Origin of the sequence: Lacticaseibacillus suilingensis, from assembly GCF_016861845.1 — a bacterium.
Taxonomy (GTDB): domain Bacteria; phylum Bacillota; class Bacilli; order Lactobacillales; family Lactobacillaceae; genus Lacticaseibacillus; species Lacticaseibacillus suilingensis.
Genome location: NZ_BOLV01000012.1, coordinates 47684 through 72481, shown reverse-complemented (window position 1 = coordinate 72481; position 24798 = coordinate 47684). Strand labels below are relative to the sequence as shown.

Here is a 24798-nt window from a genome sequence, read left to right as displayed (position 1 = left end):
AAGAGATTCTTGATGAAAGTCCATCCGAAGGCGGATATGACCACCCCTATAATATGGTAAACTGAGGTCACGTAAGCATTATAGCAGGAAGTGAAAAACGTGAAAAAACCGGAAAAACGAATCCGCTGGCTCCGCGTTGGGCTGTGGGCCGCTGGCGGCGCAGTATTAGGGCTCCTCACCGGCCGCGTATGGATTGCCGCGTTCTTATTGGTGGTGTTCGGCGGAGCGCGCTTGATTGGTGAGCTCAGCCGGCCCGAGCCTGAACCCGAAACCCCACCCATTTCGCCTGATATGGCGGCCCACTACAGCGAAGCCGGCCTCTCAGAAAATGAGATCAACTTGTTTCGCGACACCATGGACCAAGCCGCAGATCAAATCCATGACTTCGAAGCGATTGCGGACCGCGTGCCCAAAATTAAGGCCATCGCGTTGAATGCCGACTTACTCGACATCATGCACGCGTATTTTAAGGCTATCGTGCAAACCCCGAAAAAGCTCGGGGCGGCTGGGCACTTTATTTATGAGCAATTGCCGAACCTACTGCGCATCGCCCAAAAATACGAAACGATTTCGCATCATGAAGTCAAAACCCAAGATACCTATGACGTGTTGACCACCGCGGCCAACACCCTCGCCGACTTGGCCGCCACCATCAAGGATGGCTATGCCGAGTTTGTTGAAAGCGATATTGATGATTTGGAAGCCGATTTGAACCTAGCCAAGCAACAGATTAAACCGCGCTTGACTGAATCGACCCAGCCGCTGAACCGGCAAGTTAATTTGAATGCAACCATTAAGGAAGAAACGGGGCATGAACATGAATGACGAACCGACACCACAACCAACGAGCACCCAAGCCGATCCAGACTTACTCAATGACCTGCTGAGCCAACCCTTCACTGCCGCAGCGCCTGCTGCCGCTACCGGCCAAGCGCCAGAAGCACAGGTGAAAAAGGCCAACCTCACCCCTGAGCAGGAAAAGCAGGCCAAAGACCTGGCCGCCCAAATCGATGTCAAAAACACGGAAGCGGTGATGAACTATGGCGCCAACGCCCAAAAGCAGCTCGGCCAGTTTTCTCAGACCATGCTGGACAAGGTGCAAAGCCAAGACACAGGCGCAGTCGGCGATGCCTTGACCTCACTGATGGCACGGCTGAATGAGGCCAATCCCGATGAGTTGCGGGCCGAAAACAACAACGTCTTCAAGAAAATCTTTGGCAAAGTACGGCGCTCAATTTTTGAAATTACCGCGAAGTACCAAAAAATTGGCGCTCAAATCGACACCATTGCGGCTCGGCTTGGTAAGGAGCAGCAAGGCCTGATCAACGACAACAAAATGCTCGATGAACTCTATGTCCAAAACAAGGCCTATTTTGATGCCTTGAACATCTACATTGCCGCGGCCAAGATGAAGCAAGAAGAACTCTTGACCACCACTATCCCTGCTGCGATGAAGGAAGCGCAAGACTCCGGCGATCAAATGAAGGTCCAGGAAGTCAACGACCTCAAGCAGTTCGAGGCCCGGTTGGAAAAACGCGCCTATGACCTCCAGCTGGCCCGGGAAATCACCTTGCAGCAGGCGCCGCAAATTCGCCTGATTCAAAACACCAACCAGGCCCTGGCAGAAAAGATTCAAGCTTCCATCAATACCGCCATTCCGCTCTGGAAGAATCAGGTGGCCATTGCCCTCACCTTATTGCGGCAAAAGGATGCCGTCACCGCCCAGCGGGAAGTCTCCGAAACCACCAACGATTTGCTCAAGAAAAATTCGAATATGTTGAAGATTTCCGCCATCGAAACCGCCAAGGAAAACGAACGTGGCGTCGTCGATATCGAAACCCTCACCCAAACCCAAAACGATTTGGTCGATACCTTGCAGCAAACCCTCCAGATTCAACAGGAAGGCCGCGCCAAGCGGCAAGCAGCCGAATTGGAACTGGGCAAAATGGAAGAAGATCTCAAGAACCACCTGCTGGATTACACCCATGGCGATATGCACCCCCGCCAGTAATCAGCGGCAACGTAAAAGCAGCGAATTCTCATCGAATTCGCTGCTTTTTTGTGCCGTACGCCCGATTCAACTCAGCGACTTCACCATGTTGTACCACACCTCGCCGGCATGACTGGAAGCAGACTCGCCCTCGTTGCGATAACCATTGGCCTCATAGAACGACACCAAGCGCTCGAGACAAGTGAGCGTGATAGCGCGCCGGTGTTCCGCAGTCGCCACTTGGGCCAATTCCGCCAGCAGCTGACCGCCCAAACCTTGACCGCGGCGGCCTGGCGCCACGGCCAAACTCAGCACGGCCTGATACGGTGCGGTGTCCGTGTTCGCCGCCGCGCTGGCAAACAGCTCATCGGTCAAATACCGCTGGTCAATCGCAGGGCCAACGATGTAGCCCAACACTTGATCGGCGGTTGCGGCGACAACAAACGTTTCGGGATAAGCGGCAATGCGGGCCTGCATGCTACTTTCGGTGGCGGCTTCAGCGGGACTGAAGCCCGCAGTTTCGATGGCCATGATGGCCGCCAGGTCACTGGCCTGGGCCGGGCGAAAAGTGATCACAATGATGTTCTCCTTTGGTGGCAGTGTTTAGAGAATGGAGACATTGCCTTCATCCAAGTCGGTATGGGTTAAATAAGCGGTTTGGTTGTACACATCTAAGTAAAAACGGTGCTCATGCACTGCGAGGATCGAAGTGGATAGATTTTTCAAGCCAAGTAAATTCTCATTGCCGGTCGCGGCTTTGATACCTAGTTGGCTGATCCCACCATGGGAAAACACCAAGGCATTTTCATTTTCGCCGAGGCGGGCGGCAATTTGCTGCAACGCCTGGCGAAACCGGGCGCGGGCTTGAGCAAAATCTTCCACCCCTAACGCTTGAAGCGCCGGATCATTTTCCCGACGAGACAACTTGGCGAATAAGGCTGGTGAAGTCGCAATCAAATCAGCGCGCTGTTTGCCTTCCCATTGACCAAAGGAAAGTTCCTTCAGGCCCGGCAGAGAGTGAATTGGGAGGGTCAGCCCCATCGCTTGGGTCACAATGGTGGCGGTTTGCTTGGCCCGGGTAATGGGACTGGTGTAGACCTGGGTAAAAGGATACGCCGCTAAGTATCGCGCCAGTTGGTGGTAGCCGGTCAGATCAGCGGTCAAAAGCTGACTGTCGGCGCCGGCCCCTTGCAGCCGCTTGGCCAAATTCCAAGCGGTTTTGCCGTGGCGAATGATAAACAAACGCTTCATTGAATTTTCCCCACCGTATCGCCGCGCAACCCGCGCCGTAAAGTTTCGACCGCGGTGGCTTCTGCCGCGGCAATGTTCCCTAAGTTGACTTGCGGCCCAAATTTGAGGATGAGGGCCACTTGCTGCGGTTTCAGTGGTGCCTCAAAAATTAGTTGGTCGCTACCGGCTTTGGCCAAGGCGTCCAGTTCACTTTCAATAATGGCCCCAGTCGCGTCATAGATGCCGATATTTTTGCCGGCTTCTCGCGCTTCCAGGATGACATAGTTGGCGCCGGCGGCCAAATCGGCCTGAATTTCCGCCAGCCGCTGCGTCACTGTCAGCTCATGATCCAAAGTGGGGTTTTTCTTGCCGACTTCCGTGAGCACGAACAAGCCAGCCGTTTTGGCTTGTTCAATCAACGCCTGCCGCCGCGCCGGCGTGATAACCGTGGAGCCATCGCTGATTTCCACCCCGTTGAACCCTAGGGCCTGGGTTTCCTGCAAAAAGGCAGCATACTGCCCTGATGCTTCCGCGACTTCCAGCAGCGTACCGCCGGGATAAACCACAATGTTGGCCTGGCGATACAACGCCACTTTTTGTTTGATCAAGTCTCGGTCCATGGTCGCTGCCGTGCCCCAGCCCAACTTAATGAAGTCGATGGTGGCGCCGGCGGTCGCCACCAAATCCGCCGCCGCGTTCAGCCCAAAACCTTTGTCCAAGACCATCGTTTTACCGGCACCGATTTTGGCGCCTAAAAATTCGTAAGCTAACATATCCTGACCCTCCAAAATGATGATTTGATTAGAATCAGCTTAAACAAAAAGTGTGACTTTTTTGGGACCAATTTTAGCTCTTTTCACCGGCGCGCATCGTCAGCATCCGGTACGCCGTCAGCGCCACTGCCACGACACATAACGCCGTCGCGGCGATGAAGGCCACATGCATACCGTCGATGAACAGTTGCGGCTGCTTGGCCAGATAAGTTGTCACCTTACGGCCAGCTTCGTTGCTCATCGCGGCATACAACACAGTGGTCGAAGCCGAGATGCCGACAACCATCCCCATGTTCCGGGCCAAGGCATTGAGCCCACCAGCCACCCCGAGGTCTTTCGGGGCCACGGCGGACATAATCAGCGTGTTGTTAGGCGACTGAAAAGCACCATTGCCAAAGCCCATCAGCACAATAATGGCCATCACGAGCAGCCACGACGTCTTCAGGCCCAAGAAAATAAAACCAGCCTGAGCCAGCAAAATCACGCACAGGCCAACCAGCGTGATGCCATAAGGACCTTTTTTGTCCGACAGGCTCCCAGACAGCGGCGCAATAATCACCTGCACGACCGGGAAAAGCATCAGCAGATACCCGGCAGTGGTGGCGGTCAAGCCCCGGGCATTTTCGAGGTAAAACGGCCAAATCACATTGGCAAAGAAGTTGGTAATGAAGATCAAGAAGCCCACCAGTAGCGAAATGGTGAATTCCTTATTCTTAAACAAGCCCAAGGACACCATCGGTTCCGGCACCCGCCGTTCAATCTGAATGAACGCTGCCAGGGCGAGCACCGCCACGGCGAACGCGGCTAAGATGCCAGGTTGGGTGAGCCCACCTCCTGGCCGATAAAGATGCCAAGAAATAAGCTCAGGATGAACACCACAAAGGCACTAAAGCCGAGCCAGTCAATCCGGGTTTTGACCCGCGGCAAATCTTTAGGAAAGACAATTTGGCCCACGATCATGGTGATGATACCCAGTGGCAAGTTAATCCAGAAAATGTACCCCCACGGCAAGGCGCCCAGAATCAAACCGCCCAAGCCAGGCCCGGCGATCGAGCCCACTGACACAAAAGAGCCAATCAGGCCCAAGGCTTTGCCGCGTTCCCGCAGCGGAAAGACTTCGGTGATGATGCCGTTGTTATTCGCCATCGTCATCGACGCCCCCAGCGCCTGCACCACCCGCGCCCCAAGCAACAGCGCGAAGCTGTGGTTGAAACCAGCAAGCAGCGAGCCAATGGTGAACAGCACGGTGCCGATACGGAAAATGCGAATTTTGCCGAAAATGTCCCCTAATTTGCCCATCATCAGCAGCAAGGCACAGATGACAATCAGATAAATCGACACAATCCACTCCGCCACATTCATTTTCAGGCCCATATCCTGACTGATCACCGGCAAGGCAATATTGACGATGGAGGCATCCAGCGTAGACATAATGGTGAACATCCCCACCGCGGTAATGATCCACCAGCGATTCTTCTGCACTTTAGGATCATCAACGTAATTTTGCATAAAGCTCTCCTTTAACGATACAGTCAGACGCATTCGCCGTTTGCGAATCGGTTGCGACCTGACCAAATATTCTTTGCTAGTATATCTGTGAATTTTCTGAAAATCAAATTTGGCTCACCGTGTCTTTACACATCTATTGCGAGAGCTTTACGTCGGCTACGCAACAATTACGGCACTCATATCGATTATTTACTTTCAGCCTTTATGCTGGTGATATTCCACTAAGGGAGGAAACCAAAATGAAAAAAAGCATTCTACTGCTCGCCGCCACGTTGACCTTAACCTTGGCCGCCTGCGGCAGTAAAACCACCAGCTCTGCCAGCACCGGGAAAACCAGTAGCACCAGCGGCAAAATTGTTGCTGTCGGCTCGACAGCCTTGCAGCCACTCGTTGAACAAGCCGCAAAACAATACCAAACCGACAACCCCGGCGTTGACATTACGGTGCAAGGCGGCGGCTCTGGCGCTGGCTTGAGCCAAGTCGCCGCGGGCGCAGTGACCATCGGCAATTCTGATGTGTTCGCCCAGGAAAAAGACGGCATCGATGCCAACAAGCTCGTCGATCACCAAGTCGCGGTGGTCGGGGTCGCGCCAGTCGTTCACCCTGGCGTTGGGGTCACCAACCTTTCTAGCGCCCAACTCGTGGGTATCTTCACCGGTACCATTACGAACTGGAAGCAAGTGGGCGGCAAGGATCAAAGTATCGTCTTGATCAACCGCGCGCAAGGCTCTGGCACCCGCGCCACCTTCGAACAGCTCGCCTTGAAGACCACCAAGGTCAAAACCGCTCAGGAACAAGACTCCAGCGGCACCGTTGCCAAAATGGTGGCTTCGACGCCAGGCGCCATTTCCTACTTGGCCTTCTCTGCCATCACCAAAGACGTACAAGCCTTGGCGTTCAATGGCGTGAAGCCAACCGCCGCGAACGTCGCCACGAACGCATGGCCAGTATGGGCCTATGAGCATATGTACACAAAAGGCTCGCCCAATGCCGCTACCGCGAAGTTCATCAACTACCTGCAAAGTAAAAGTGTGCAAGGCAAGCTTGTGACGCAGATGGGTTACATTCCCATTGTCGACATGCAAGTGGCCCGCACCCATGATGGCAAAATCGAAGACAAATAACCTTTTCTGGCCTAGCAGCGCTGCTAGGCCTTTTTTGCGTCTAGACGCTTTCTTTCGATAAGCCTAAAATGATGATTAGACGATTTAACTCTGATAGCTAAAGGAAGCGCCTCTTTTGACCAAACGCAACGTCATGATTGTCACCATCGCTTTGCTTTTATCCAATGTCATGTCCGGCATTGACGGCACCATTGTCAACACTGCCCTGCCTGCCATTATCGCTGACTTGCATGGCCTACAACTGATGGCCTGGATTGTGGCGGTTTTTCTGCTTGGGACTGCGGTCAGCACCCTGCTCTGGAGCAAGTTCGGCGAGCGCGTCGGCAATAAAACGGCGTATCAGTGGGCAACGCTGGTGTTCGTCGTGGGCTCTTTGCTCCAAGGGTTGGCGCCTAACATTTGGCTGCTGATTCTGACCCGGGGGCTGGCAGGCATCGGTAATGGCGGCATGATTTCACTGCCGTACATCATTTTCGCCCAGCTGTACCCGAAAGTGCGCGAGCGCATGAAGGCCTTGGCGCTGGTTTCGGCCTTTTACAGTTTTGCCACCATTATTGGCCCGCTGATTGGCGGCTTTCTGGTGGATTACCTCTCCTGGCACTGGGTTTTTTACATCAATGTGCCGATTGGTCTGCTCTCGGCAGCAATGGTGCAAGTCTTCTACCGTGCCCAGCGGCCCAGCCCCCGTCAAGCCCCGCTGGATCGTCGCGGCGCCTTGCTGTTGGTGGGGCTTTTGGTCAGCCTGCTGGGCGGACTTGAGCTCATTGGCTTGACTCACCTTTGGGTCGTCGCGTTGCTGCTGGGCCTGGCGTTAGCTTGTGGCGCCGGACTCATCATGACCGAACGGACGGCGCTGGATCCGGTCGTGCCTGCGCGCTTATTCCGTAATCATCGGCTCGTGCTCGACTTCGTGTTGTTCACCTTGATCTGGGGCGCCTTCGTGTCGTTTCTCACCTATGCCCCGATGTGGGCGCAAGGACTACTTGGCACGTCGGCCTTGCTTGGTGGCGCGACTCAAATTCCAGCCGCCTTCACCAACTTTGGTGGGTCCGAAGCCGTGCCCGTGCTGCGGCGCCGCTTTAGTCCCCATCAAACCTTAACCATTGCCATTGTGATTTTAACGTTGAGCTTCGTGGTCATGCGGCTGTTATCGCCAACCGCCCCATTTTGGCTCCTTCTCGTCGCTGGCGCCTTTGAGGGTTTCGGCAATGGCGCCTGTTTCAACGAATTGCAGGTCAAGGTCCAAGTCGACGCCGACCCTGCCGATATTCCAGTGGCCACATCGTTTAGTTTTCTGATTCGCATGCTGAGTCAAACCTTCACCACCGCCATCTTTGGTCTGGTCATGAACCAGCACCTGGCGGCTGGCATCGCTAAGCACCCGCAGATCACCATGAACATGATGAACAAACTCAGCGACGCCACCCAAGTTGGTCAACTGCCCCATGCCTGGCTCCCCACCATGCGCAGCATTCTTTATTCCGGGCTCCATGCGATTATGCTGCTGGCGCTGATTTTGATGCTGATTGCTTTGATCCTGAATTTGCTGGCCCAGTGGCGCGAACAGCGCTTAGCGTAAGACCGATTACCCCGCCTCCGAATCTATGGAGGCGGGGTGATTTTTGCTTTTTTCAGGCTGTCATCGGATTAACCCGGGCCTTTTTCATTTGTGTTTGATGAAATTAAAGCCAAATATTCACGGTAAGATTATATTTTAATTAGAAAAGTCATTTCATCATCGCATTTTCGGATCTTCTAATTTTGAAAAAATTTTTAGCAACTGATTAGTTTTAATCCCACGTTTCCCTTGATTAATTCCTTTAATCTTTCAATCAGACCGAACCTTTTCGCATGAAAACTGAAAATTATGCCAGAATAATTAAAGACAAATGGCATTAACGGTGGTATTCTGATGAGAAGTTATTGGAGGCATGGGTATGAAGGATGAAGCAATCACCGCGCTTGGGACCGACGCGGCTATCAATTTACGTACTTTAAAACACCTGTATCACCAAGCGCTGGCCGGCCAAACCCGGCTGGTGCAAATTCCTCAGCAAACCCAGCTCGAACCGCTGATCATGCAACTTTCCGCCGTGGCACCGCTGCATGAGCTGGCCATCATTGCGCCTAGTGGTAGCTTTCACGCCTTTAGTGCGCTGGTGACCTTGGCCAAAACGGTCAGCCCGCAAGGCACCTTGGTGAGTCTCACCACCGGCAATACCGTCCGGCTGTGCAATCAGTATCTGAATGAAAGTGCCACGCATGGCGCCAGTCTCCATGCCTTGACGGCCAGACTGGCCCTTTACGAGTGTTACCAGCCGCTAAAATTGCATCTCCTCACCGCTCGTTATGCCCAAGTTAGCATCAACCTTGTCGCCACTTCGGCCTTGTTCTCCACGCGGGTCGCGGCCAGCAGCGACTTGAATTTGTTGGCGGTCAATCCCATTGGTGACGATTCATTGACCCCTTGGCATCAAATCGTTCAAACTGACCGGCATCCCGTCTACATCACAGCCGCCGGCGCCTCCACCACGCCAGTCGCCGAACCGGTGGTGCTTACCGTCAGCGAGCGTCAAACGTTGTGGCAGACCCAAGGCCCAACCCGGGTCCGCCAGGGGGTAAAAATCGGCCGCATTCGCTACACCGTGTTCGAGTATCAAGCTATCGAATTGGTGATTTACGACGCGATCCAAGAACCTTTCACGGTGCACACCTTTCGGCATCGCGATGCCGCCATGATTGAAAAGCGCGCCCAAAAACTCGGCCACCTCGATGCGCTTTATCGCACCCCGGTGAGCAATGATCACACCTTCACCACTTCAACGGCCTTGCACAAATTCGCCCACCGGCTCTTTCAAGCGGCGCGTCATGGTCAACCTTAGCCCAAGCAAAAACGGCAACCCATCTCGCAATGGGTTGCCGTTTGCTTTGGGCTTAAGCGCCGTAGTTGGAGTCCTCAACCACCGTTACATTGGCGGCTTGAGGGCCTTTGGCACCTTCAACAATGACAAACTTCACTTTTTGGCCCGCGGCAAGCGACTTGAACCCGCCACCTAAAATGGCCGAAAAGTGGACATAGATATCTTGACTACCATCTTCAGGGACGATGAAACCGTAGCCCTGCTTTTCGTTAAACAACCGGACGCGGCCTAACATGATTAGGCCTCAAAGCCGTTCGTCACGGCTTCTGGGAAGTTTGCCGCCACAATCTTGGCACAACGCGCACACAAGGTTGGGAACCGGTCATCACTGCCCACATCAGTCGTGGTCATGCGGCAACGCTGGCACACATCGCCAGCCGCATGAGCGACCACAATCGCGCCATCGTCAAACGCAACCGCATCAGCCGGCACGGCAGCGTCTTCAGCCGCCACCGTGAACCCGCTGGTGATCAACAGCTGCATCACATTCGCATCCAGCCCAGCCAGCAATTCCCGTAAGGCGGGCTTTGGATAAACGGTCACAGCCGCTTCCATGGACTTGCCGATCAGCTTCGCATCGCGGGCCATTTCCAAACTCTTTTGCACTTCAGCGCGGAACGCCATGAAGGCCCCCCATTGCTTCAGCAGCGCGTCACCATTGGCAAAGCTTTGGGCACTCGGTAAATTGCTGAGTGCGGCGTAAGCTTCCGGCTGGCGCAGGTATGGCCAAACTTCTTCCGCCGTGTGGGAAAGAATTGGGGTCAGCAGCTTGGTCAAGTCAACCAAGGCCCGGAACATCACAGTTTGCATCCGACGCCGCGCCAAACTGTTTTCAGCTTCAATGTAAACCACGTCTTTGGCGAAGTCGAGGTAAAAAGCCGACAGATCGTTCACCAAGAAGTTGGAAATGGTCTTTTCCACTGTGGCAAAGTCATAGCGGTCGTAAGCGGCTTTGGCAGCTTCGATCACTTGGTTCAGCCGTACCATCAGATACTGATCGACGCTCCCGAGTTGGTCATACGCAACGGTGTCCTTGGCTTCATCAAAATCACTGGTGTTGGCGATCATGAAGCGCAAGGTGTTACGAATCTTGCGGTATGCCTCTGAAGTCTGGGCAAAATTATCCATCGACACGCGGACATCAGAAGATGAATCCACAGTGGCCGCCCATAGGCGGATGATTTCGGCGCCGTACTGCTTTTCCACGACATCTGGGGCAATCGTGTTGCCCAAGGACTTGGACATCTTGCGGCCTTGACCATCCAAGGTGAAGCCTTGCGACAAGACCTGCTTATAAGGCGCCTTGCCGCGTGCGGCCACGCTGGTGATGATACTGGAATTGAACCAACCCCGGTACTGATCAGAGCCTTCCAGATACAAGTCAGCTGGATAGGTCAATTCTGGCCGCGCCTCAACGACGCCAGACCAGGAAGAACCTGAGTCAAACCACACATCCATGATGTCGGTTTCCTTGGTGAACTCGCCATGCGGGGAATGTTCATTGGTGTAGCCTTCAGGTAGCAAGTCCTTGGCCTCGCGCTGTGACCACACAATCGAGCCATACTGGCCGAACAAATCAGCAACATGGTCAATCGTGGCTTTTTCCAAAATTGGGGTGCCGTCTTCGGCATAGAAAATCGGTAGCGGCACACCCCAGGCGCGCTGACGGGAAATGACCCAGTCGCCGCGGTCCCGAATCATGTTGTACAGGCGAGTCTTGCCCCATTCCGGCGTGAAGTGCACCTGATCGATGGCAGCCAGAATCTGCTGGCGGAAGGCATCGACTGAGGCAAACCATTGGGTGGTGGCCCGGAAAATCACTGGTTTCTTGGTCCGCCAGTCATGCGGATACGAGTGCGTGAAGAAGTCGAGCTTCAGTAGCGCCCCTTTTTCCTCTAAAGCTTTGGTCACCATTGGGTTGGCCTTGTCGTAGAACACGCCGGTAAAACCAGGCGCGTCTTCGGTCATAAAGCCCTTTTCGTCCACCACAGATACTACCGGCAGATCGTACTTCATGCCGGCCTTGTAGTCATCTTCACCATGGCCAGGGGCGGTGTGCACCAAGCCGGTCCCAGAATCGAGGGTGACGTGATCGCCTAAGATCACTAAACTAGTGCGATCATACAGCGGGTGCTGGGCGGTCATGCGGTCCATTTCCTTGCCACTAAAGGTCTTCAGGATTTCGACGTCCTGCCAGCCCAGTGCCTCTTTGACCACCGGCAAGCGTTCGGCCGCGACCACATACTTTTTGCCGTCTGCTTGGACTTGGGCGTATTCAAAGCGCGGGTTAACTGCAATCCCATAGTTGGCAGGAATGGTCCAAGGCGTGGTGGTCCAAATAATGAAACTGGTATCGCTGTCCAGCAAGCCTTTACCATCGACCACTTTGAAGGCGACATAAATCGAAGGTGATTTCACATCATGATACTCAATTTCGGCTTCCGCCAAAGTTGATTCAGAGCTCCAGGACCAGTAAACCGGCTTCAGGCCATGATAGATATAGCCTTTTTCTGCCATGGCGCCAAAGACGCGAATTTCCGCTTCTTCAAACTTGGGCTGCAAGGTGATATAAGGATGCTCCCAGTCGCCCAGCACGCCCAGGCGCTTGAAGTCGGTGCGCTGCTTGTCGATTTCCTTCATCGCAAACTGCCGGCACAACTCCCGGTAATCCGCCATGCTCATTTCCTTGCGGTGCACGCCTTTTTTGGCCAGCTGCTGTTCAATTGGCAAGCCATGGGTATCCCAGCCAGGCACATACGGCGCGCGGAAGCCATTCATGCTCTTATAGCGCACAATGATATCCTTGGAGATCTTGTTGAGGGCATGGCCCATGTGGATGTTCCCGTTCGCAAATGGCGGGCCGTCATGCAAAATAAAGGTGGGTTTCCCTTCATTCGCTTTTTGGCGTTCTTGGTACAAGTGATTTTCTTCCCAGGCTGCCTGCATCTTTGGCTCTTTATTCGGCAAGCCGGCGCGCATCTTGAAATCAGTTTTGCCCAAATTCAATGTGTCTTTGACTTTCATAGCGACTCCTCTCTTCCATACAAAAAACACCCGTCCCGATTAGGACGAGTGTTCACTCGTGGTACCACCTAAGTTCGAGCTAAAAATAGCTCCTTCAGCAATCGATAACGGGATTACCCGGCGCAAAGCTTCGCTGAACTGATACCGGCAATTGACTTGCACTGGGCTTCCACCGTTCCCAGCTCGCTGTGGCAAGGGGCAACTGCCGACTTGTGTTCAGAGGTGTTTAATTAATCTTGATCAGATTCGGCTGGCGCTTCGCTGGTGGTAGGACCATCCGTTGGCGCGTCAGCTTCTGGTTCATCTGTCGGGAAAACAATTTCGGTAAACTTGGTTTGACCGTCAGTGTCTTCAGCCGTCTCTGAGTTTACAGAATCTGGCGCCTCGTTGTCAAGGGGAGCTGGCTGCTGCACTGGTGCCTGAGCAGGGTCCAAGTATTCGGCTGATTCCGTGGTGCTAGCCAGCAAGTCTTTCCATTCTGGGCTCTTGACCACTTCCAGCTGCGATTCAAGCATCACTTGCAGGCGCTGGCGGAAGACGCGGGTCTGACGCTTAAGGTCTTCGGTTTCCACCGTGATCTTCTTGGCCTTATCCGAGGCATCGCCAACGATATGGTTGGCCTTGTCAGTGGCATCAGTCAGCATATCCTGTGAGGTCTTTTCGGCTTTCTGCTGAATCAAGGCGGCTTCGGTTTCCGCATTCTTCTTGACTTTATCAGCGGCTTCTTGCGCCACAATAATCGACTGGTTCAAAGCATCCTTCAGGTCGGTGAAGTACTTATTCTTGTCTTGCGCCTCTTGCAGGGCTTTTTCGGTTTCTTCATTTTGCTTCAACAGCGCCGTGTAGTCCTTGATGATCTGCGACAGAAAATCGTTGACCTGGTCTTGATCATAACCGTGGAAGCGAACGTTGAATTCCTTATTGTGAATATCTAGTGGACTTAATGCCATGGTGGTACCTCCTCGTTATTGGGGCCTGCTTTGCGCAGACGTTATTTGTGAATGACCTCAGTGGCCAAGCGCTGCTTACCTTTTTTACTGATGCCGAGCAAGCCCGTGATGCGGACGCGGCCGAACCCGCGCACCGAAATCAGATCGGCTTGCCCCACTGGTTCATCAGGGCGCGTCATCACCTCAAAGTTCAGGCGTACTTTTTGGGCTTCAACCAAGGCCTTCGCCCGTGCGCGCGACATGTTGAAGGCGTGAGCCACCAAGCTATCCAGCCGCAAGGTGGTGACGGAAAATTCAAGCGGCTGCCAATCATTGGCCGGTGTCACCACCTGATCGAGGCCAATGGGTTCAAGCCGGACGCCAATCCGGCCAATCTTAGTGATATTGCTTTGAACCCAATCACTCATTGTCTGCGTGGTAAACAGCTGCCAGCGCTGACCATCGGTGATGATATCGCCAAAGGCCGTGCGTTTGATGCCAGCATTGGCCATGGTGCCCAGCACATTGCTGTGATGCATTTCGGCAAATTTTTCCGGATAGTTGATTTCTAAAGGTGCCACCTCAAAATCAATCAAATCCGGCGCAAAATACGCCGGGGCAAAAATGATGCGGGCCCGTTCAGCGCCAATATAGCCGCCAAAGACATGGCATTTCACATCACCATCACTTCCGGTCAGCACCCGGGCAATGTGGATCTGACGCGGATCAAGAAAATCTGTCAGCACCGGCCGATACTCGGTGGCCGCCAAATTCAACTGTTCTGCCAGTTCATCAATCAGCGGGGCCTCGTCTTTGCGAAAGTGCTGATAAATAGCATCCATCAGGACATCACCCGCATCAAAATCGCATTAAAAATGGTGTTCAAGCCGCCGCGCAAAAGATCCAGCACGAAAAAGGCAATCAGCGGTGAAAAGTCGAGCCCCAAAATCGGGGGAATGATGCGAAACAGGTTCAGCCAAGGGCCAACCACGCGGCCCAACAACTGGCCGAACCGGGATTGATACGCCCCTGGAAACCACGACATCAACACATAAATCACCATCAGCACCATGTACACATACAAGGCATCATTAATAATCGTAAATAACCAAGCTAATGCGGTCAAACAGACACCTCCTAGCCTAAATCGATGTCGTCATCGGTGCCCAATGTGGCCGCCAAGCTGCCATCAATCTGGAAGTTCGCCGGGGTGACCAAAAAGATCATTTGCCCGATGCGCTTGATCTCACCATGAATGGCAAACACCGTGCCGGTCAGAAAATCAACGATGCGGGTGGCATCAGCCGATTCAATCTGGTCAAAGTTGACCACAACGGCCCGGTTGTTCATTAAGTGGTTCCCGATTTCTTTGGCGTCAGAATAAATGCGTGGTTCATACACCACGATTTTGGCGGTTTTTTCTGTTGGTTCACCCATCGCCACCACCTTGTTCGTGCGATAGTTGGGCTTGGCCGCAGGTTTCGCCTGCGGAGCGGGACTGGCCGGGGCGGCCGTTTCCGCTGGCGCACTGGTCAAATCATCTTCATCGGGATCCATCGCAAAGAATTGACTAAATTTGTTGCCGATTTTTTCAAGCACCATATGCTTTCCTCCTGACCTGGCGTTCTGCACCAGATAGACAAAAACCGATACCAGCAGCCGCCTAAGCGTGTCGCTGGTGATCGGCTTGGCGCAAGCGCCTAGAGCTTAGGCTGGTGATTATTGACGCCGCAACTTGAAGAATGGCGGCTGGTCGTCGCCTTCATCAGGCTTGGCCTGATCATCTGGCTGGCTTTCGAAGATATCGAATTCCTGCTTCTTCACATGATCAAAGTCCGCATCTTTCTCAGCTGGCTTATCGCTAGCTTTCGGTTCGCGGCGCAGGTCCCAATGCACGAAAGGATCATCGGCACTCTTGGCTGGTGCTTCCGTTGCCGGGCGCGCAGCTGGGCGACGGCGATTGTTATCCTGCGCCCCACCTTCATCGATGCCGGTGGCAATCACCGTGACCACCACTTCATCGCCGAGGTCTTCGTTGATGGAAGTCCCGAAGATGATGTTGACATCGCTAGAAGCTGCTTGGGCCACAATGTCGGAAGCATCCTGCGCTTCAAACAAGGACAAGTCTGGGCCGCCCGTGATGTTGAGGAGGACGTTCTTGGCGCCATCGATGGAAACTTCCAGCAGGGGGCTAGAAATGGCCTTCTTCGTCGCCTCGACGGTGCGGGTTTCGCCAGTGGCGGAACCAATGCCCATCAGCGCAGTGCCTTGGTTGGCCATCACAGTTTTGACATCGGCGAAGTCCAAGTTGACATAGCCAGGGCTGGTGATCAAATCGGAAATCCCTTGCACCCCTTGGCGAAGCACATTATCAGCGGCATGGAAGGCTTCCAGCATTGGCGTCTTCTTGTCCACGATTTCCAGCAAGCGGTTGTTGGCGATAATCACCAAGGTGTCCACTTGCTCTTTCAACTGGGCAATCCCTTCAGCAGCGTTTTTAGCGCGCTTCGGGCCTTCAAAGGTGAAAGGCCGAGTCACCACGCCAACGGTCAAAGCGCCAAGGTCCTTGGCGACTTTGGCGACCACTGGCGCTGCACCGGTACCGGTGCCGCCGCCCATCCCGCAGGTGACAAAAATCATGTCGGCGCCGGTCAAGGCATTTTGGATGGCCTCTTCGCTTTCTTCCGCCGCTTTTTGGCCCACATCAGGAGTGGAACCAGCGCCGAGGCCGCGGGTCAATTTCGGGCCGAGCTGAATCTTGGTTTCAGCATCCGAGTTGGACAAGGCCTGCACGTCGGTGTTAGCGGCGATAAATTCAACGCCTTTGACGTCTTCGGAGATCATGCGGTTCACGGCATTGCCGCCGGCGCCGCCAACCCCGATGACCTTGATCACTGCACCGGTATCTTTATCTGTATCAAGTGAGAATTCCATTGTCGTTCCTCCTAAATAGGGTTTATTCGAAGAAATTGCCGAAGAAGCGTTTCAAAGCTGAAGCCTTTTTCGGTTCATCGCTGGTGGGTTCAGCGGGTTTAGCCGGCACCTTCGTTGGCGCCTGTGCCGCTGGCCGCTCATTGGCAGCTGGCGGATTAGGCAAGACGCTGGCGACCAACAAGTCGATGTCCGTCATCTGCGAAGCGTAGGTGATGAGCCCCAGCGCGGCGGTGAAGGCCGGATGCCGTAAACCCATTTCATCTGGAATATACCGCTTCACCGGATGCTGGAACACATCCTGCGCCAGTTCGGTAATCCCAGGCAGCGCCGCATTGCCCCCAGTGATGACGATGCCACCAGGCAACGCGAAGGCATCAACAGCCTGCAAGGCTTCATTCAAACGGGTCAAGATTTGCGTCAGCCGCGCCTCAATGATTTCGGCCAAATACTTCTCTGACACCATGATGGGTTCGGTTTTGCCTACCACTGCCACTGGGAATGTGTTGTCTTCATGCGTGGCTAAGGAGTCGGCGGTCCCATAATCTCGCTTGAGCTTTTCCGCATCGGCGTAACCAGTGTTTAGCACCACGGAAATGTCCTTGGTGACGTACTCGCCACCTTCTTGGTCAACATCGGTGAACTTCAGCTTATGGTCATGAATGACTGCGGCAGTGGACTGACCGCCGCCTAAGTCGATCAAAATGGTGCCAAAATCCGCTTCGCCGTCGCTCAAGGCCACTTGCGCTTGCGCCAGCGGGGAAACAACCACATTGCGTAGCGTCAAGCCGGCTTTTTCAATCGCCTTTTTCGTGTTATGTAACACCGTTTTCGGCGCGGTGAACAAGATGCCGTGCATTTCCAAGCGGACCCCGATCATGCCGCGGGGATCTTTAATGTCGTCAAACCCGTCAACAATAAACTCGGTTGGGGTGAGTGATAACATTTCCCGCTCTGGCGGTAGGTTCCGGACCAAGGCCGCGGCCGCCACAGCGCGCACATCGTTGTCAGTGATTTCTTTGCTTTGATCGCCGACCGCAATCATGCCGGTGACACTTTCGATTTGCAGCATGTTCGCTGGCACGCCAACGACGACTTGTTGGATCTTGATACTTGCTTTTTCTTCCGCTTGACTGACAGCTTGCCGAATTGCTTCAGCGGCCTTGTCAATATCCACGATCACGCCGCGCGATAATCCTTGCGACCTGGAACTGCCCACGCCAATAATGTTCAGCTGACCTTGCACAAGCTCGGCCACAATCACTTTTATTGAGGTGGTCCCGATATCAAGCCCTACATAGATGTCTTGATTTTCCATGACCACGGAACCTCCTTGCTACCTGTTTTTTAATAATTAGATGAGAAAACATAACGCTGAATTTATCTTACCACACGAACCCGTCATTTGCGCCGCCATATCGGCAAAAGCCGGCGTTTTTCGGCTATTTTGCCGTTTTGGCCGGATAAGGGGTGAAAAATGCGCCCACTTCCAAGTCCACCGTGCCTTTGGTCGTCACCTGCGCCACGATGCTTGGGTAGTAAGCAATCTTCTTGGCCACCGTGCGGCTATCAGCCACCACCGTGTTGCCATCGGTCATCGTCAGCGTAATTTGATAGGGATTGCCATCGCCACGACTCGCATCCACTTCAGAGGTCGCGCGCCGCACCGCCGGCGGGAATTGCGCCACGGCCTTGGCCAACGCTGCCGCCTCTTTGACCGTAAAGCCAGAAAAAACCGGGTAATTGGCCAGCGGCGTTTTGGTCTTAGTTTTAATCAAGGTGCCATTGGCCAAAATCATTTGATAGCGCTTGTTAGCCAGGCGATAGCCAATGGGCTCATGTTCTTTTACCGTGATAGTCACCTGATCGACCGCCTGCACCTTGACCTGCGCCGAGGCGATTTGTGGCAGCGCCTGCTTGATGCGGGTGATATAGCGCTGCGGATGCAGCAGCACGCTGGGAATCAGCACACGATTAGACAGCGTGCTGGCATCGATGACCTGCTGAATCGGGACATTGTCGGTGCCATTGACGCTGACTTGTTGCACCTTGGCCACTGGGGACATCAGATAGCCAAACCCCACAAGGAGCAGCACTAACGGCGCGGTTATCAGGATGATGTTGCGGGTGCGTTGGTGCCTTCTGAAACTGGTGAGCGTCGGCAGCGGCAGATTGCGCTGCTTGGGATGCCGCCTTTTTTTGGCCTGTTTGGCTTGGTAGGCTTCCCACGGCGTCAAGGGATCAGCTTTTTTGCGTGAAGAATGAAACCATGCCACTGTGAGTCACCTCCTAACTGTGAATGAAAGTTTAACGGGCGATGGCTGCCTGCAGCACCGCAATCAACTGATCCGCGGCGTCAGGCACCCCCATGTTTTTGGCGGCTTTAGCCATGGCTTGCAGCCGCGTGTCATCAGCCATCAGCGCTGTGATTTGACTGGCAAAGTCGCTATCTAATTCGGGTTCGGTAATCATCAGCGCCGCCCCACCATCGGCCAAACTCTTGGCGTTCACATACTGGTGGTTATGCGTGACATTCGGACTAGGAATGAGCACACTTGGCAAGCCTAAGGCGGTTAATTCCGCGAGGCTCGTGGCGCCGCTACGCCCAATGACTAGACTGACATCAGGCAAAATCGCCGGCATGTCATCAACATAAGGCACCACCTTGACGTTAGCTGGCACTTGCTTGAGTTGGTTCTTGATCCGCCCATAATGGCGATTGCCAGTGACAAACAGCGTCTGGAAATCAGCCTGGCCAAAAGCCGGTATGGCCTGCACCGCCGCCGCGTTGATTTTCGGGGCCCCGCGCGAGCCGCCAAAAATCAGCAGCGTCCGCTTGTGCGGGTCTAAGCCAAAGTCCGCCAAGCGCTCATTGGGCTGCAGCCCTGCGACTTGTTGGGCCCTCGGATTACCAGTCAGTACCACTTTTTTGGCTGGAAACGCACTGGCCACTTCCGGAAAGGTGATGGCAATGCGATCGACAAAGCGAGCCAGGAACTTATTGGTGACGCCCGCTACCGAGTTCTGCTCGTGAATCACCGTCGGTACATGATGCGTCGCGGCCGCAAACAGCACCCCGGCTGAGACATAACCACCGGTCCCTACCACCACATCGGGCTTGAAAGTCTTGACCATTTTGGTCGCTTTATTCATGGAGCCCACAAACAGGCCCAAGGTTTTGGCATTGGTTTTGACCCCGTCCAAGTTTAGCTTGCGCTTGAAGCCCTGCAGCGGCAAAGTTTCAAACGGGATCTTGGCATTAGGCACAATACGACTTTCCAAGCCTTTTTCGGTGCCCACATACATCACCGCGTCCAGCATGCCTCGCTCTTGCAGGCGCTGAATTAAGGCCAAGGCCGGATAAATGTGGCCGCCAGTGCCGCCACCAGAAATCATCAAGCGCATTTAAGCTTCCTCGCTTTCGGCTAGTGCTTGGACCGCGGCAATGAATTCATCCCCTCGGATTTCAAAATTCGGATATTGATCCCAGCTGGCAGCAGCTGGCGACAACAGCACGACATCCCCCGGGTTGCTTTGCGCAAACGCCAGCGGCACCGCGGTTTTCACATTTTCGGTGCGTTGGTATGGAATGCCAGCTTGCTGCGCCAGAGTTTCCATCAACGGTGCTGTTTCGCCGAAGGTAATCATGGCATGAACATGGGCCTGAATCAGCGGCAGCAAATCATCCATGGGCAGATGTCGATCGAGCCCACCGGCGAGTAGGACGATGGGCTGGTGAAAGGCGCTTAAAGCCACGGTGCTCGCCTCAACATTGGTGGCTTTGCTATCGTTGTAGAATTTGCGGCCCGCAATGGTTTGCACATATTGAATCCGGTGCTTCACGCCGGTGAACCGGCTTAATACGGCGACAATGGCGGTGTTGGCCACACCACTGAGTTTGGCGGCGGCAATGGCAGCCAAGGCATTCTCGATGTTGTGCGCCCCAGGAATTTGCAACGCGTCAGCTTCGATAATGCGCTCACCGTCAAAGCACAGCCAACCATCCGTTAATGTGGCCCGGGCGCCAGCAGCGCCTTGGCGGGAAAATGGCACGATGGTGGCTTGGCTTTGCTTGGCCAGCTCATGCATCTCCGGTAAATCCCAATTCATGATGAAATAATCATCGGCGGTTTGGTTCATGGTGATGCGCATTTTGGCCTTCACGTAGTTTTCGCGACTGCCATGCCAGTCCAAGTGCGCCTCATAGATATTGGTCAAAACCGCAATATGGGGGTGTAAGGTTTGAATGCCTACCAGCATGAAACTGGACAATTCGGCGACAATCGTATCAGCCGCGGTGGCTTTTTGGACGACGCCAGACACCGGAATACCAATATTGCCGGCATCATAGGCATGCCCGGCACCCTCGCCTTCGTTCAGCATGAGGCCAATTAAGGTCGTGGTCGTGGTTTTACCATTACTGCCGGTCACGCCGATCCAAGTCGAATCAGAGACTGAGTAGGCTAACTCGGGTTCAGTAATCACCGGAATGTCGAGCGCCTCGGCGCGCTGCACCATGGGATTACTGTAAGGAATGCCAGGGTTTTTCACCATCAGTTCGAAGCCTTCATCGAGCAGCTCCACCGGATGGCTCCCAGTAATCACCGTGATGCCTTCGTCCAGCAGCGCTTGCGCTTCCTTGTTGTCATCGAACTTTTGCTTATCATTAACGGTCACCAACGCGCCGAGCCGGTGCAGCAATTTGGCCGCATTGACCCCACTTTTGGCTAACCCGAGCACTAACACTTTTTTGTTTCGATATGCTGTATTTACACGCATGCGCCAAAACGCTCCCCTATCTTTGCTCTCTTCAATGGAAGAGGCACTGTCTTACCAAAAAAGAATCAAGTACAAGCCACTGCCCAAAATGGCCACCAACCAAAACGTCAAATCCACCCGCCATTCCGACCAGCCCAGCATCTCAAAATGGTGATGAATCGGCGACATTTTGAAAATGCGCTTACCGGTCAACTTAAAGCTAGCCACCTGCAAAATCACGCTCGCGGTTTCACCCACATAAACGATACCAATCAGCAGCAAGGACCAAGGCCGATTCAACAAAAGTGAGATCACGGCCAAAAGTCCCCCTAACGCCAGGCTCCCAGCGTCGCCCATGAAAATTTTGGCCGGCTTGTGGTTGAATAGGAAAAAGCCCACCATCGCGCCAATGGTCACCAGGCACAAAATCAACACATCGACGCGCCCATCATGCGCCGCCAGCACGGCATAGGCAATGAAACTAATGGTGGCCAAACCAGCCACCAGCCCGTCGATGCCGTCAGACAAATTGACCGCGTTGGAAAAGCCAACCAACCAAACCACCGCAAAGGCCGCAAACAGCGCCGGAATAGCCAAGGTGAAGCCAAACAACGGCAAGCTGGCCGGAAAGCCTTCGTGGAAGTAGGCAATCAGGAACACTGCGGCCCCGAGAATCTGGCCCAACAGCTTTTGCCAAGCTCGTAAGCCAAGATTGCGATGATGCGAAATCTTAATGAAATCATCCAAAAAGCCTAACAACCCATACAGAACCAGGATAAACAAGCCAACCCATACGCTGACCGTCAAGGCGTGTTGCCACCAAGCGCACAGCAACGCTGCTACCACAATGGCGAAAATGAACACGACCCCGCCCATGGTTGGGGTGCCGTTTTTCTTCTCGTGCCACTTCGGCCCGATTTCCCGAATGGTTTGGCCTTCCTTTTTCATGCGCATGTAGCCAATAAACAAGGGCATGATGATGATGGTCAGCGAAAACGCGGCCACCATCGGGATCAACATCTGTGTGAATTGCATGATACTCCTACCTTCATGATTTACTGAGTTTTCTGAAAAGCTACCGTCACTGTTTCGCTGCCCAGCAGTGAACCACTCGCTAGGCTCTGTTTCGTGGCGTAACCTTCCCCTTGGAGCTTGAATTTCTTGCCTGTAAGCTGGGCTAATTTTAACACATCGCTCTTCGACCAGCCAGAAACGTCAGGCATGGTCATCGCCCCATTGGTCAGCAGAATCACCCGTGAACCAATCAGCGCCGCGGAATCTGCCGCCGGCATCTGTTGCACAATCCGGTTCCCAGTCCCCACTGTGGACACGACTAACTTCTTTGCAGTCAGAGCCGTTTGCGCCGCCGTCAGTGTGTCATTGGTCACGGCAGGAATGGCCAAGGTTTGCGCCGAGGCGCTGACACTACTGCCAGCATTCAACGCCAGCAGCCGGGTCATGAGCGGATGGAACAAATCATTGATCGCGGTGGTGGCAGGTTTTTTCATCACCTTATTTTGCTTGAACGTAATGTAAACGATGAATTGCGGATCATTAGCCGGGGCAATCGCCAGCAGACTATGCAACTGATTAGTGGCGCCGTCGAGGTAACCGCCCTTGGGATTCGGCACATTGGCCGTCCCAGTTTTGGCGGCAATATCGGCGCCGGCGATTTTGTACATCGTCCCGGTACCATAGCTTTGATTGATGGTATCGCGCATCTCATCCAGCACCTGACTCGCCGTGCTGGCACTGATCGGCTTGCCCACCACTTGCCGCGAATAAGTTGTGGTTTTCCCACTGGCAGACTTGATCTTGCTGACAATGCGTGGGCGCACCATGGTCCCACCATTGGCAAGCGCAGTGGCAGCCTGCAGAATTTGCATTTGCGTCACGTTGATACTTTGCCCATAAGCCATAACCGCGCGCGTCACCGCACTGTTCAGGTTGTAACTACCGGCACTTTCATTGGGCAGCGCGATGCCAGTTTTTTGACCAAAACCAAAGTCCTTTAAGGTTTTGGCCTGATTGGCCTCACCCATGGCCTGCACGATATGCACAAAGCCGACGTTACTCGAGCGCGGCAGGGCCTGGCTGAGTGGAATTTCGCCGAACCCCACGTGGTTCCAGTCACGAATGGTGGTATCGCCGACTTTAATCTTACTGGAATCGTAATACTGATTAGGATTGAAGGTGCCACTTTGAATCGCCCCGGCCAGATTGAACACTTTCATGACGGATCCAGGTTCGTAGGCATCTTCCACGAGGCTGTTTTGCCAAGAGGCGCCGGCCCCCAGACCGTCCAAGGTGCTGGGATCAAAGGTCGGCCGCTGACTCGCGGCTAAAATTTCGCCGGTTTTGGCGTTCATCACCACCGCCGTCAGTGATTGTTGCTGATACGTGTTTTGCACCTGGGTCATAAGCGTTTCCAAATAGGATTGCAGACTACTGTCCAAGGTCGTGTAGACATTGCTCCCGTTTTTCGCCGCCTTGGTTTTCACCTTGGCTTGCGGAATCCGGTAACCGTAATTGTCGCCTTGCGCGGTGCGATAGCCATTATGTCCGGCCAACAGCTTGTCGAAAGTCTTTTCCAGCCCCATCACGCCCACTAGGGATTGATCCGAGTCGGTGGCTTTATTGGCCTGGGCCAGGCCAACCGTGTAACTAGCGAAGACCCCATTTGGGTACAAGCGCGAAGGACTAGCTGTCAAGGCAATGCCCGGGAGCTTTTCCTTCATAATTTGATTGCGCGTCGCCAGCGACAAGTTCGTGCCGGCCGTGCCAAATTCGACTTGATTGGTGCCTTGCTTGGGATTCAAATAGGCCAAAATCTTCTCTTTGGCCAACGGCAGGTACTTGGCCAAAACGGTGGCGGTTTTCTCTTTGTCGTAAACGTATTGCTTCTTGCCATCAACCACTTGGGTTTTGTCCAAAACAGCATAAAGCGTGTAGGTATTGGCGTCTTCGGCAATCACGCTGCCATTGCGATCGTAGATATTCCCGCGATCAGCTTGGAGTTTGGCTTCCCGATAGTACAGCTTCTGGCGAAAAGCAGCGAGATTTTGATTGTCCACGGAGCCACCAGCAGCGACGTACCAAAAACGACAAATGAACGCAAGCAAGATGGCCCCAACCCCAAAGATCAGAATAATGCCGAAGATCTTGCGATTGCGCTCAGGATGCCTAACGCTCATTTGTCGTGATTGCTGTTTCTTTTTCATCTACTTATTCACCGCACGTTTGATATTTCCCTCGATCACTGTGAAGCCGTGCGCCTTGGCGTAACTGGTCAAGCGATTGGAATTGGATAACTCACCGATATTTTGCTTGGCATCGGCGATATCTTGTTTCGAAGTGGTGATGTTGCGCTGGACCTGCTGATAACTGCGATCCATATTGGCCAAAGTCATTTGGCCGGTCAGGTAGAACAAACAAAAGCCCACCATGATTAAACCCAGTGCCACCGTGGCCAACCGCTCAAGCGGCGAAAACGGCACATGCTTGGGGGCCGCTTGCGGCGCCTGCTGCGGCGTCGGGGCGACTTTCGGCGCAGCCGGCGTCGGCTCAGGCTGCATCATATCTAACTGTCTTGCTGTGTTATCAAGCATG

At 53.9% G+C, this 24798-nt stretch carries 22 protein-coding genes and 1 pseudogene; 5 read left to right on the top strand and 18 right to left on the bottom strand.

All coding sequences use genetic code 11. From position 1 onward, the window contains the following. The first annotated feature begins 99 nt into the window (after positions 1 to 99). Both JUF11_RS08500 and JUF11_RS08495 read left to right on the top strand, forming a co-directional pair. Positions 100 to 825, top strand: coding sequence for a 5-bromo-4-chloroindolyl phosphate hydrolysis family protein (locus tag JUF11_RS08500; RefSeq protein ID WP_204119219.1), 726 nt, complete (start codon positions 100 to 102; stop codon positions 823 to 825). Then, positions 812 to 2011, top strand: coding sequence for a toxic anion resistance protein (locus JUF11_RS08495; RefSeq protein ID WP_125581043.1), 1200 nt, complete (start codon positions 812 to 814; stop codon positions 2009 to 2011). Before JUF11_RS08500 ends, JUF11_RS08495 begins: the two co-directional genes overlap by 14 nt. Before the next feature lie 66 nt (positions 2012 to 2077). Here JUF11_RS08495 and JUF11_RS08490 read toward each other — a convergent pair whose 3' ends face one another. From JUF11_RS08490 to JUF11_RS08475, 4 genes and pseudogenes are all read right to left on the bottom strand, one after another. Continuing rightward, the gene (locus JUF11_RS08490) at positions 2078 to 2569 is read right to left on the bottom strand and encodes a GNAT family N-acetyltransferase (RefSeq protein WP_373305865.1); all 492 of its coding nucleotides are present in this window, start codon (positions 2567 to 2569) and stop codon (positions 2078 to 2080) included. 24 nt (positions 2570 to 2593) lie between these two features. Continuing rightward, complete coding sequence (locus JUF11_RS08485) at positions 2594 to 3241, bottom strand: histidine phosphatase family protein (protein ID WP_204119218.1); 648 nt, start codon at positions 3239 to 3241, stop codon at positions 2594 to 2596. Continuing rightward, positions 3238 to 3993, bottom strand: a complete 756-nt coding sequence (comA, locus tag JUF11_RS08480; RefSeq protein ID WP_204119217.1) for a phosphosulfolactate synthase — start codon at positions 3991 to 3993, stop codon at positions 3238 to 3240. The genes JUF11_RS08485 and comA overlap by 4 nt, the downstream gene beginning before the upstream one ends. Positions 3994 to 4066: 73 nt before the next feature. Then, a pseudogene (locus tag JUF11_RS08475) lies at positions 4067 to 5502 on the bottom strand (MFS transporter). A gap of 239 nt (positions 5503 to 5741) precedes the next feature. Here JUF11_RS08475 and JUF11_RS08470 point away from each other — a divergent pair. The 3 genes from JUF11_RS08470 to JUF11_RS08460 all read left to right on the top strand — a co-directional run bounded on the left by JUF11_RS08470 (position 5742) and on the right by JUF11_RS08460 (position 9508). Next, the gene (locus JUF11_RS08470) at positions 5742 to 6626 is read left to right on the top strand and encodes a phosphate ABC transporter substrate-binding protein (protein WP_204119216.1); all 885 of its coding nucleotides are present in this window, start codon (positions 5742 to 5744) and stop codon (positions 6624 to 6626) included. A 115-nt stretch (positions 6627 to 6741) separates the two neighbouring features. Then, positions 6742 to 8205 carry an MFS transporter gene (locus tag JUF11_RS08465; protein ID WP_373305864.1) on the top strand — a complete coding sequence of 488 codons (1464 nt, stop codon included), beginning with the start codon at positions 6742 to 6744 and terminating at the stop codon, positions 8203 to 8205. 358 nt (positions 8206 to 8563) lie between these two features. Then, a complete protein-coding gene (locus JUF11_RS08460) occupies positions 8564 to 9508 on the top strand; it encodes a hypothetical protein (RefSeq protein WP_204119215.1) in 945 nt (314 codons plus the stop codon). A 52-nt stretch (positions 9509 to 9560) separates the two neighbouring features. Here the strand turns inward: JUF11_RS08460 and JUF11_RS08455 are convergent, their stop codons facing one another. The 14 genes from JUF11_RS08455 to JUF11_RS08390 form a co-directional block, all read right to left on the bottom strand. Further along, positions 9561 to 9782: a cold shock domain-containing protein gene (locus tag JUF11_RS08455; RefSeq protein ID WP_125581054.1), complete on the bottom strand. Its 222-nt coding sequence runs from the start codon at positions 9780 to 9782 to the stop codon at positions 9561 to 9563. A 2-nt stretch (positions 9783 to 9784) separates the two neighbouring features. Further along, positions 9785 to 12571, bottom strand: a complete 2787-nt coding sequence (gene ileS, locus JUF11_RS08450) for an isoleucine--tRNA ligase (RefSeq protein ID WP_204119214.1) — start codon at positions 12569 to 12571, stop codon at positions 9785 to 9787. A 230-nt stretch (positions 12572 to 12801) separates the two neighbouring features. Beyond that, complete coding sequence (locus JUF11_RS08445) at positions 12802 to 13521, bottom strand: DivIVA domain-containing protein (protein ID WP_204119213.1); 720 nt, start codon at positions 13519 to 13521, stop codon at positions 12802 to 12804. Between the two features lie 41 nt (positions 13522 to 13562). Further along, positions 13563 to 14342: a YlmH family RNA-binding protein gene (locus JUF11_RS08440; protein ID WP_204119212.1), complete on the bottom strand. Its 780-nt coding sequence runs from the start codon at positions 14340 to 14342 to the stop codon at positions 13563 to 13565. Beyond that, the gene (locus JUF11_RS08435; protein ID WP_263852869.1) at positions 14342 to 14626 is read right to left on the bottom strand and encodes a YggT family protein; all 285 of its coding nucleotides are present in this window, start codon (positions 14624 to 14626) and stop codon (positions 14342 to 14344) included. Before JUF11_RS08435 ends, JUF11_RS08440 begins: the two co-directional genes overlap by 1 nt. 11 nt (positions 14627 to 14637) lie before the next feature. Next, complete coding sequence (locus JUF11_RS08430; RefSeq protein ID WP_204119211.1) at positions 14638 to 15102, bottom strand: cell division protein SepF; 465 nt, start codon at positions 15100 to 15102, stop codon at positions 14638 to 14640. Positions 15103 to 15219: 117 nt separating this feature from the next. Further along, entirely contained in the window at positions 15220 to 16434 is a 1215-nt protein-coding gene (gene ftsZ / locus JUF11_RS08425; RefSeq protein WP_204119210.1) for a cell division protein FtsZ, read from the bottom strand. A gap of 22 nt (positions 16435 to 16456) precedes the next feature. Next, positions 16457 to 17749: a cell division protein FtsA gene (ftsA, locus tag JUF11_RS08420; RefSeq protein WP_204119209.1), complete on the bottom strand. Its 1293-nt coding sequence runs from the start codon at positions 17747 to 17749 to the stop codon at positions 16457 to 16459. A 124-nt stretch (positions 17750 to 17873) separates the two neighbouring features. Continuing rightward, the gene (locus tag JUF11_RS08415) at positions 17874 to 18707 is read right to left on the bottom strand and encodes a cell division protein FtsQ/DivIB (protein WP_204119208.1); all 834 of its coding nucleotides are present in this window, start codon (positions 18705 to 18707) and stop codon (positions 17874 to 17876) included. Positions 18708 to 18738: 31 nt separating this feature from the next. Then, complete coding sequence (gene murG, locus JUF11_RS08410) at positions 18739 to 19836, bottom strand: undecaprenyldiphospho-muramoylpentapeptide beta-N-acetylglucosaminyltransferase (protein ID WP_204119207.1); 1098 nt, start codon at positions 19834 to 19836, stop codon at positions 18739 to 18741. Then, positions 19837 to 21210 carry a UDP-N-acetylmuramoyl-L-alanine--D-glutamate ligase gene (gene murD, locus JUF11_RS08405; RefSeq protein WP_204119206.1) on the bottom strand — a complete coding sequence of 458 codons (1374 nt, stop codon included), beginning with the start codon at positions 21208 to 21210 and terminating at the stop codon, positions 19837 to 19839. A 51-nt stretch (positions 21211 to 21261) separates the two neighbouring features. Continuing rightward, positions 21262 to 22224 carry a phospho-N-acetylmuramoyl-pentapeptide-transferase gene (gene mraY / locus JUF11_RS08400; RefSeq protein WP_204119205.1) on the bottom strand — a complete coding sequence of 321 codons (963 nt, stop codon included), beginning with the start codon at positions 22222 to 22224 and terminating at the stop codon, positions 21262 to 21264. A gap of 20 nt (positions 22225 to 22244) precedes the next feature. Further along, entirely contained in the window at positions 22245 to 24410 is a 2166-nt protein-coding gene (locus JUF11_RS08395) for a penicillin-binding protein (protein ID WP_204119204.1), read from the bottom strand. Next, positions 24411 to 24797, bottom strand: a complete 387-nt coding sequence (locus tag JUF11_RS08390; protein ID WP_204119203.1) for a cell division protein FtsL — start codon at positions 24795 to 24797, stop codon at positions 24411 to 24413. Position 24798 lies beyond the last annotated feature (1 nt).

Bases quoted from the DNA above. Each gene is read 5' to 3' on its own strand.
- JUF11_RS08390 (WP_204119203.1), bottom strand. From the start codon at position 24,797: ATGCTTGATAACACAGCAAGACAGTTAGATATGATGCAGCCTGAGCCG.
- JUF11_RS08455 (WP_125581054.1), bottom strand. From the start codon at position 9,782: ATGTTAGGCCGCGTCCGGTTGTTTAACGAAAAGCAGGGCTACGGTTTC.
- JUF11_RS08430 (WP_204119211.1), bottom strand. From the start codon at position 15,102: ATGGTGCTTGAAAAAATCGGCAACAAATTTAGTCAATTCTTTGCGATG.
- murG (WP_204119207.1), bottom strand. From the start codon at position 19,836: ATGCGCTTGATGATTTCTGGTGGCGGCACTGGCGGCCACATTTATCCG.
- mraY (WP_204119205.1), bottom strand. From the start codon at position 22,224: ATGCAATTCACACAGATGTTGATCCCGATGGTGGCCGCGTTTTCGCTG.
- ftsZ (WP_204119210.1), bottom strand. From the start codon at position 16,434: ATGGAATTCTCACTTGATACAGATAAAGATACCGGTGCAGTGATCAAG.
- JUF11_RS08445 (WP_204119213.1), bottom strand. From the start codon at position 13,521: ATGGCATTAAGTCCACTAGATATTCACAATAAGGAATTCAACGTTCGC.
- JUF11_RS08485 (WP_204119218.1), bottom strand. From the start codon at position 3,241: ATGAAGCGTTTGTTTATCATTCGCCACGGCAAAACCGCTTGGAATTTG.
- ftsA (WP_204119209.1), bottom strand. From the start codon at position 17,749: ATGGAAAATCAAGACATCTATGTAGGGCTTGATATCGGGACCACCTCA.
- JUF11_RS08395 (WP_204119204.1), bottom strand. From the start codon at position 24,410: ATGAAAAAGAAACAGCAATCACGACAAATGAGCGTTAGGCATCCTGAG.
- JUF11_RS08460 (WP_204119215.1), top strand. From the start codon at position 8,564: ATGAAGGATGAAGCAATCACCGCGCTTGGGACCGACGCGGCTATCAAT.
- JUF11_RS08440 (WP_204119212.1), bottom strand. From the start codon at position 14,342: ATGGATGCTATTTATCAGCACTTTCGCAAAGACGAGGCCCCGCTGATT.
- JUF11_RS08470 (WP_204119216.1), top strand. From the start codon at position 5,742: ATGAAAAAAAGCATTCTACTGCTCGCCGCCACGTTGACCTTAACCTTG.
- murD (WP_204119206.1), bottom strand. From the start codon at position 21,210: ATGCGTGTAAATACAGCATATCGAAACAAAAAAGTGTTAGTGCTCGGG.
- JUF11_RS08495 (WP_125581043.1), top strand. From the start codon at position 812: ATGAACATGAATGACGAACCGACACCACAACCAACGAGCACCCAAGCC.
- ileS (WP_204119214.1), bottom strand. From the start codon at position 12,571: ATGAAAGTCAAAGACACATTGAATTTGGGCAAAACTGATTTCAAGATG.
- comA (WP_204119217.1), bottom strand. From the start codon at position 3,993: ATGTTAGCTTACGAATTTTTAGGCGCCAAAATCGGTGCCGGTAAAACG.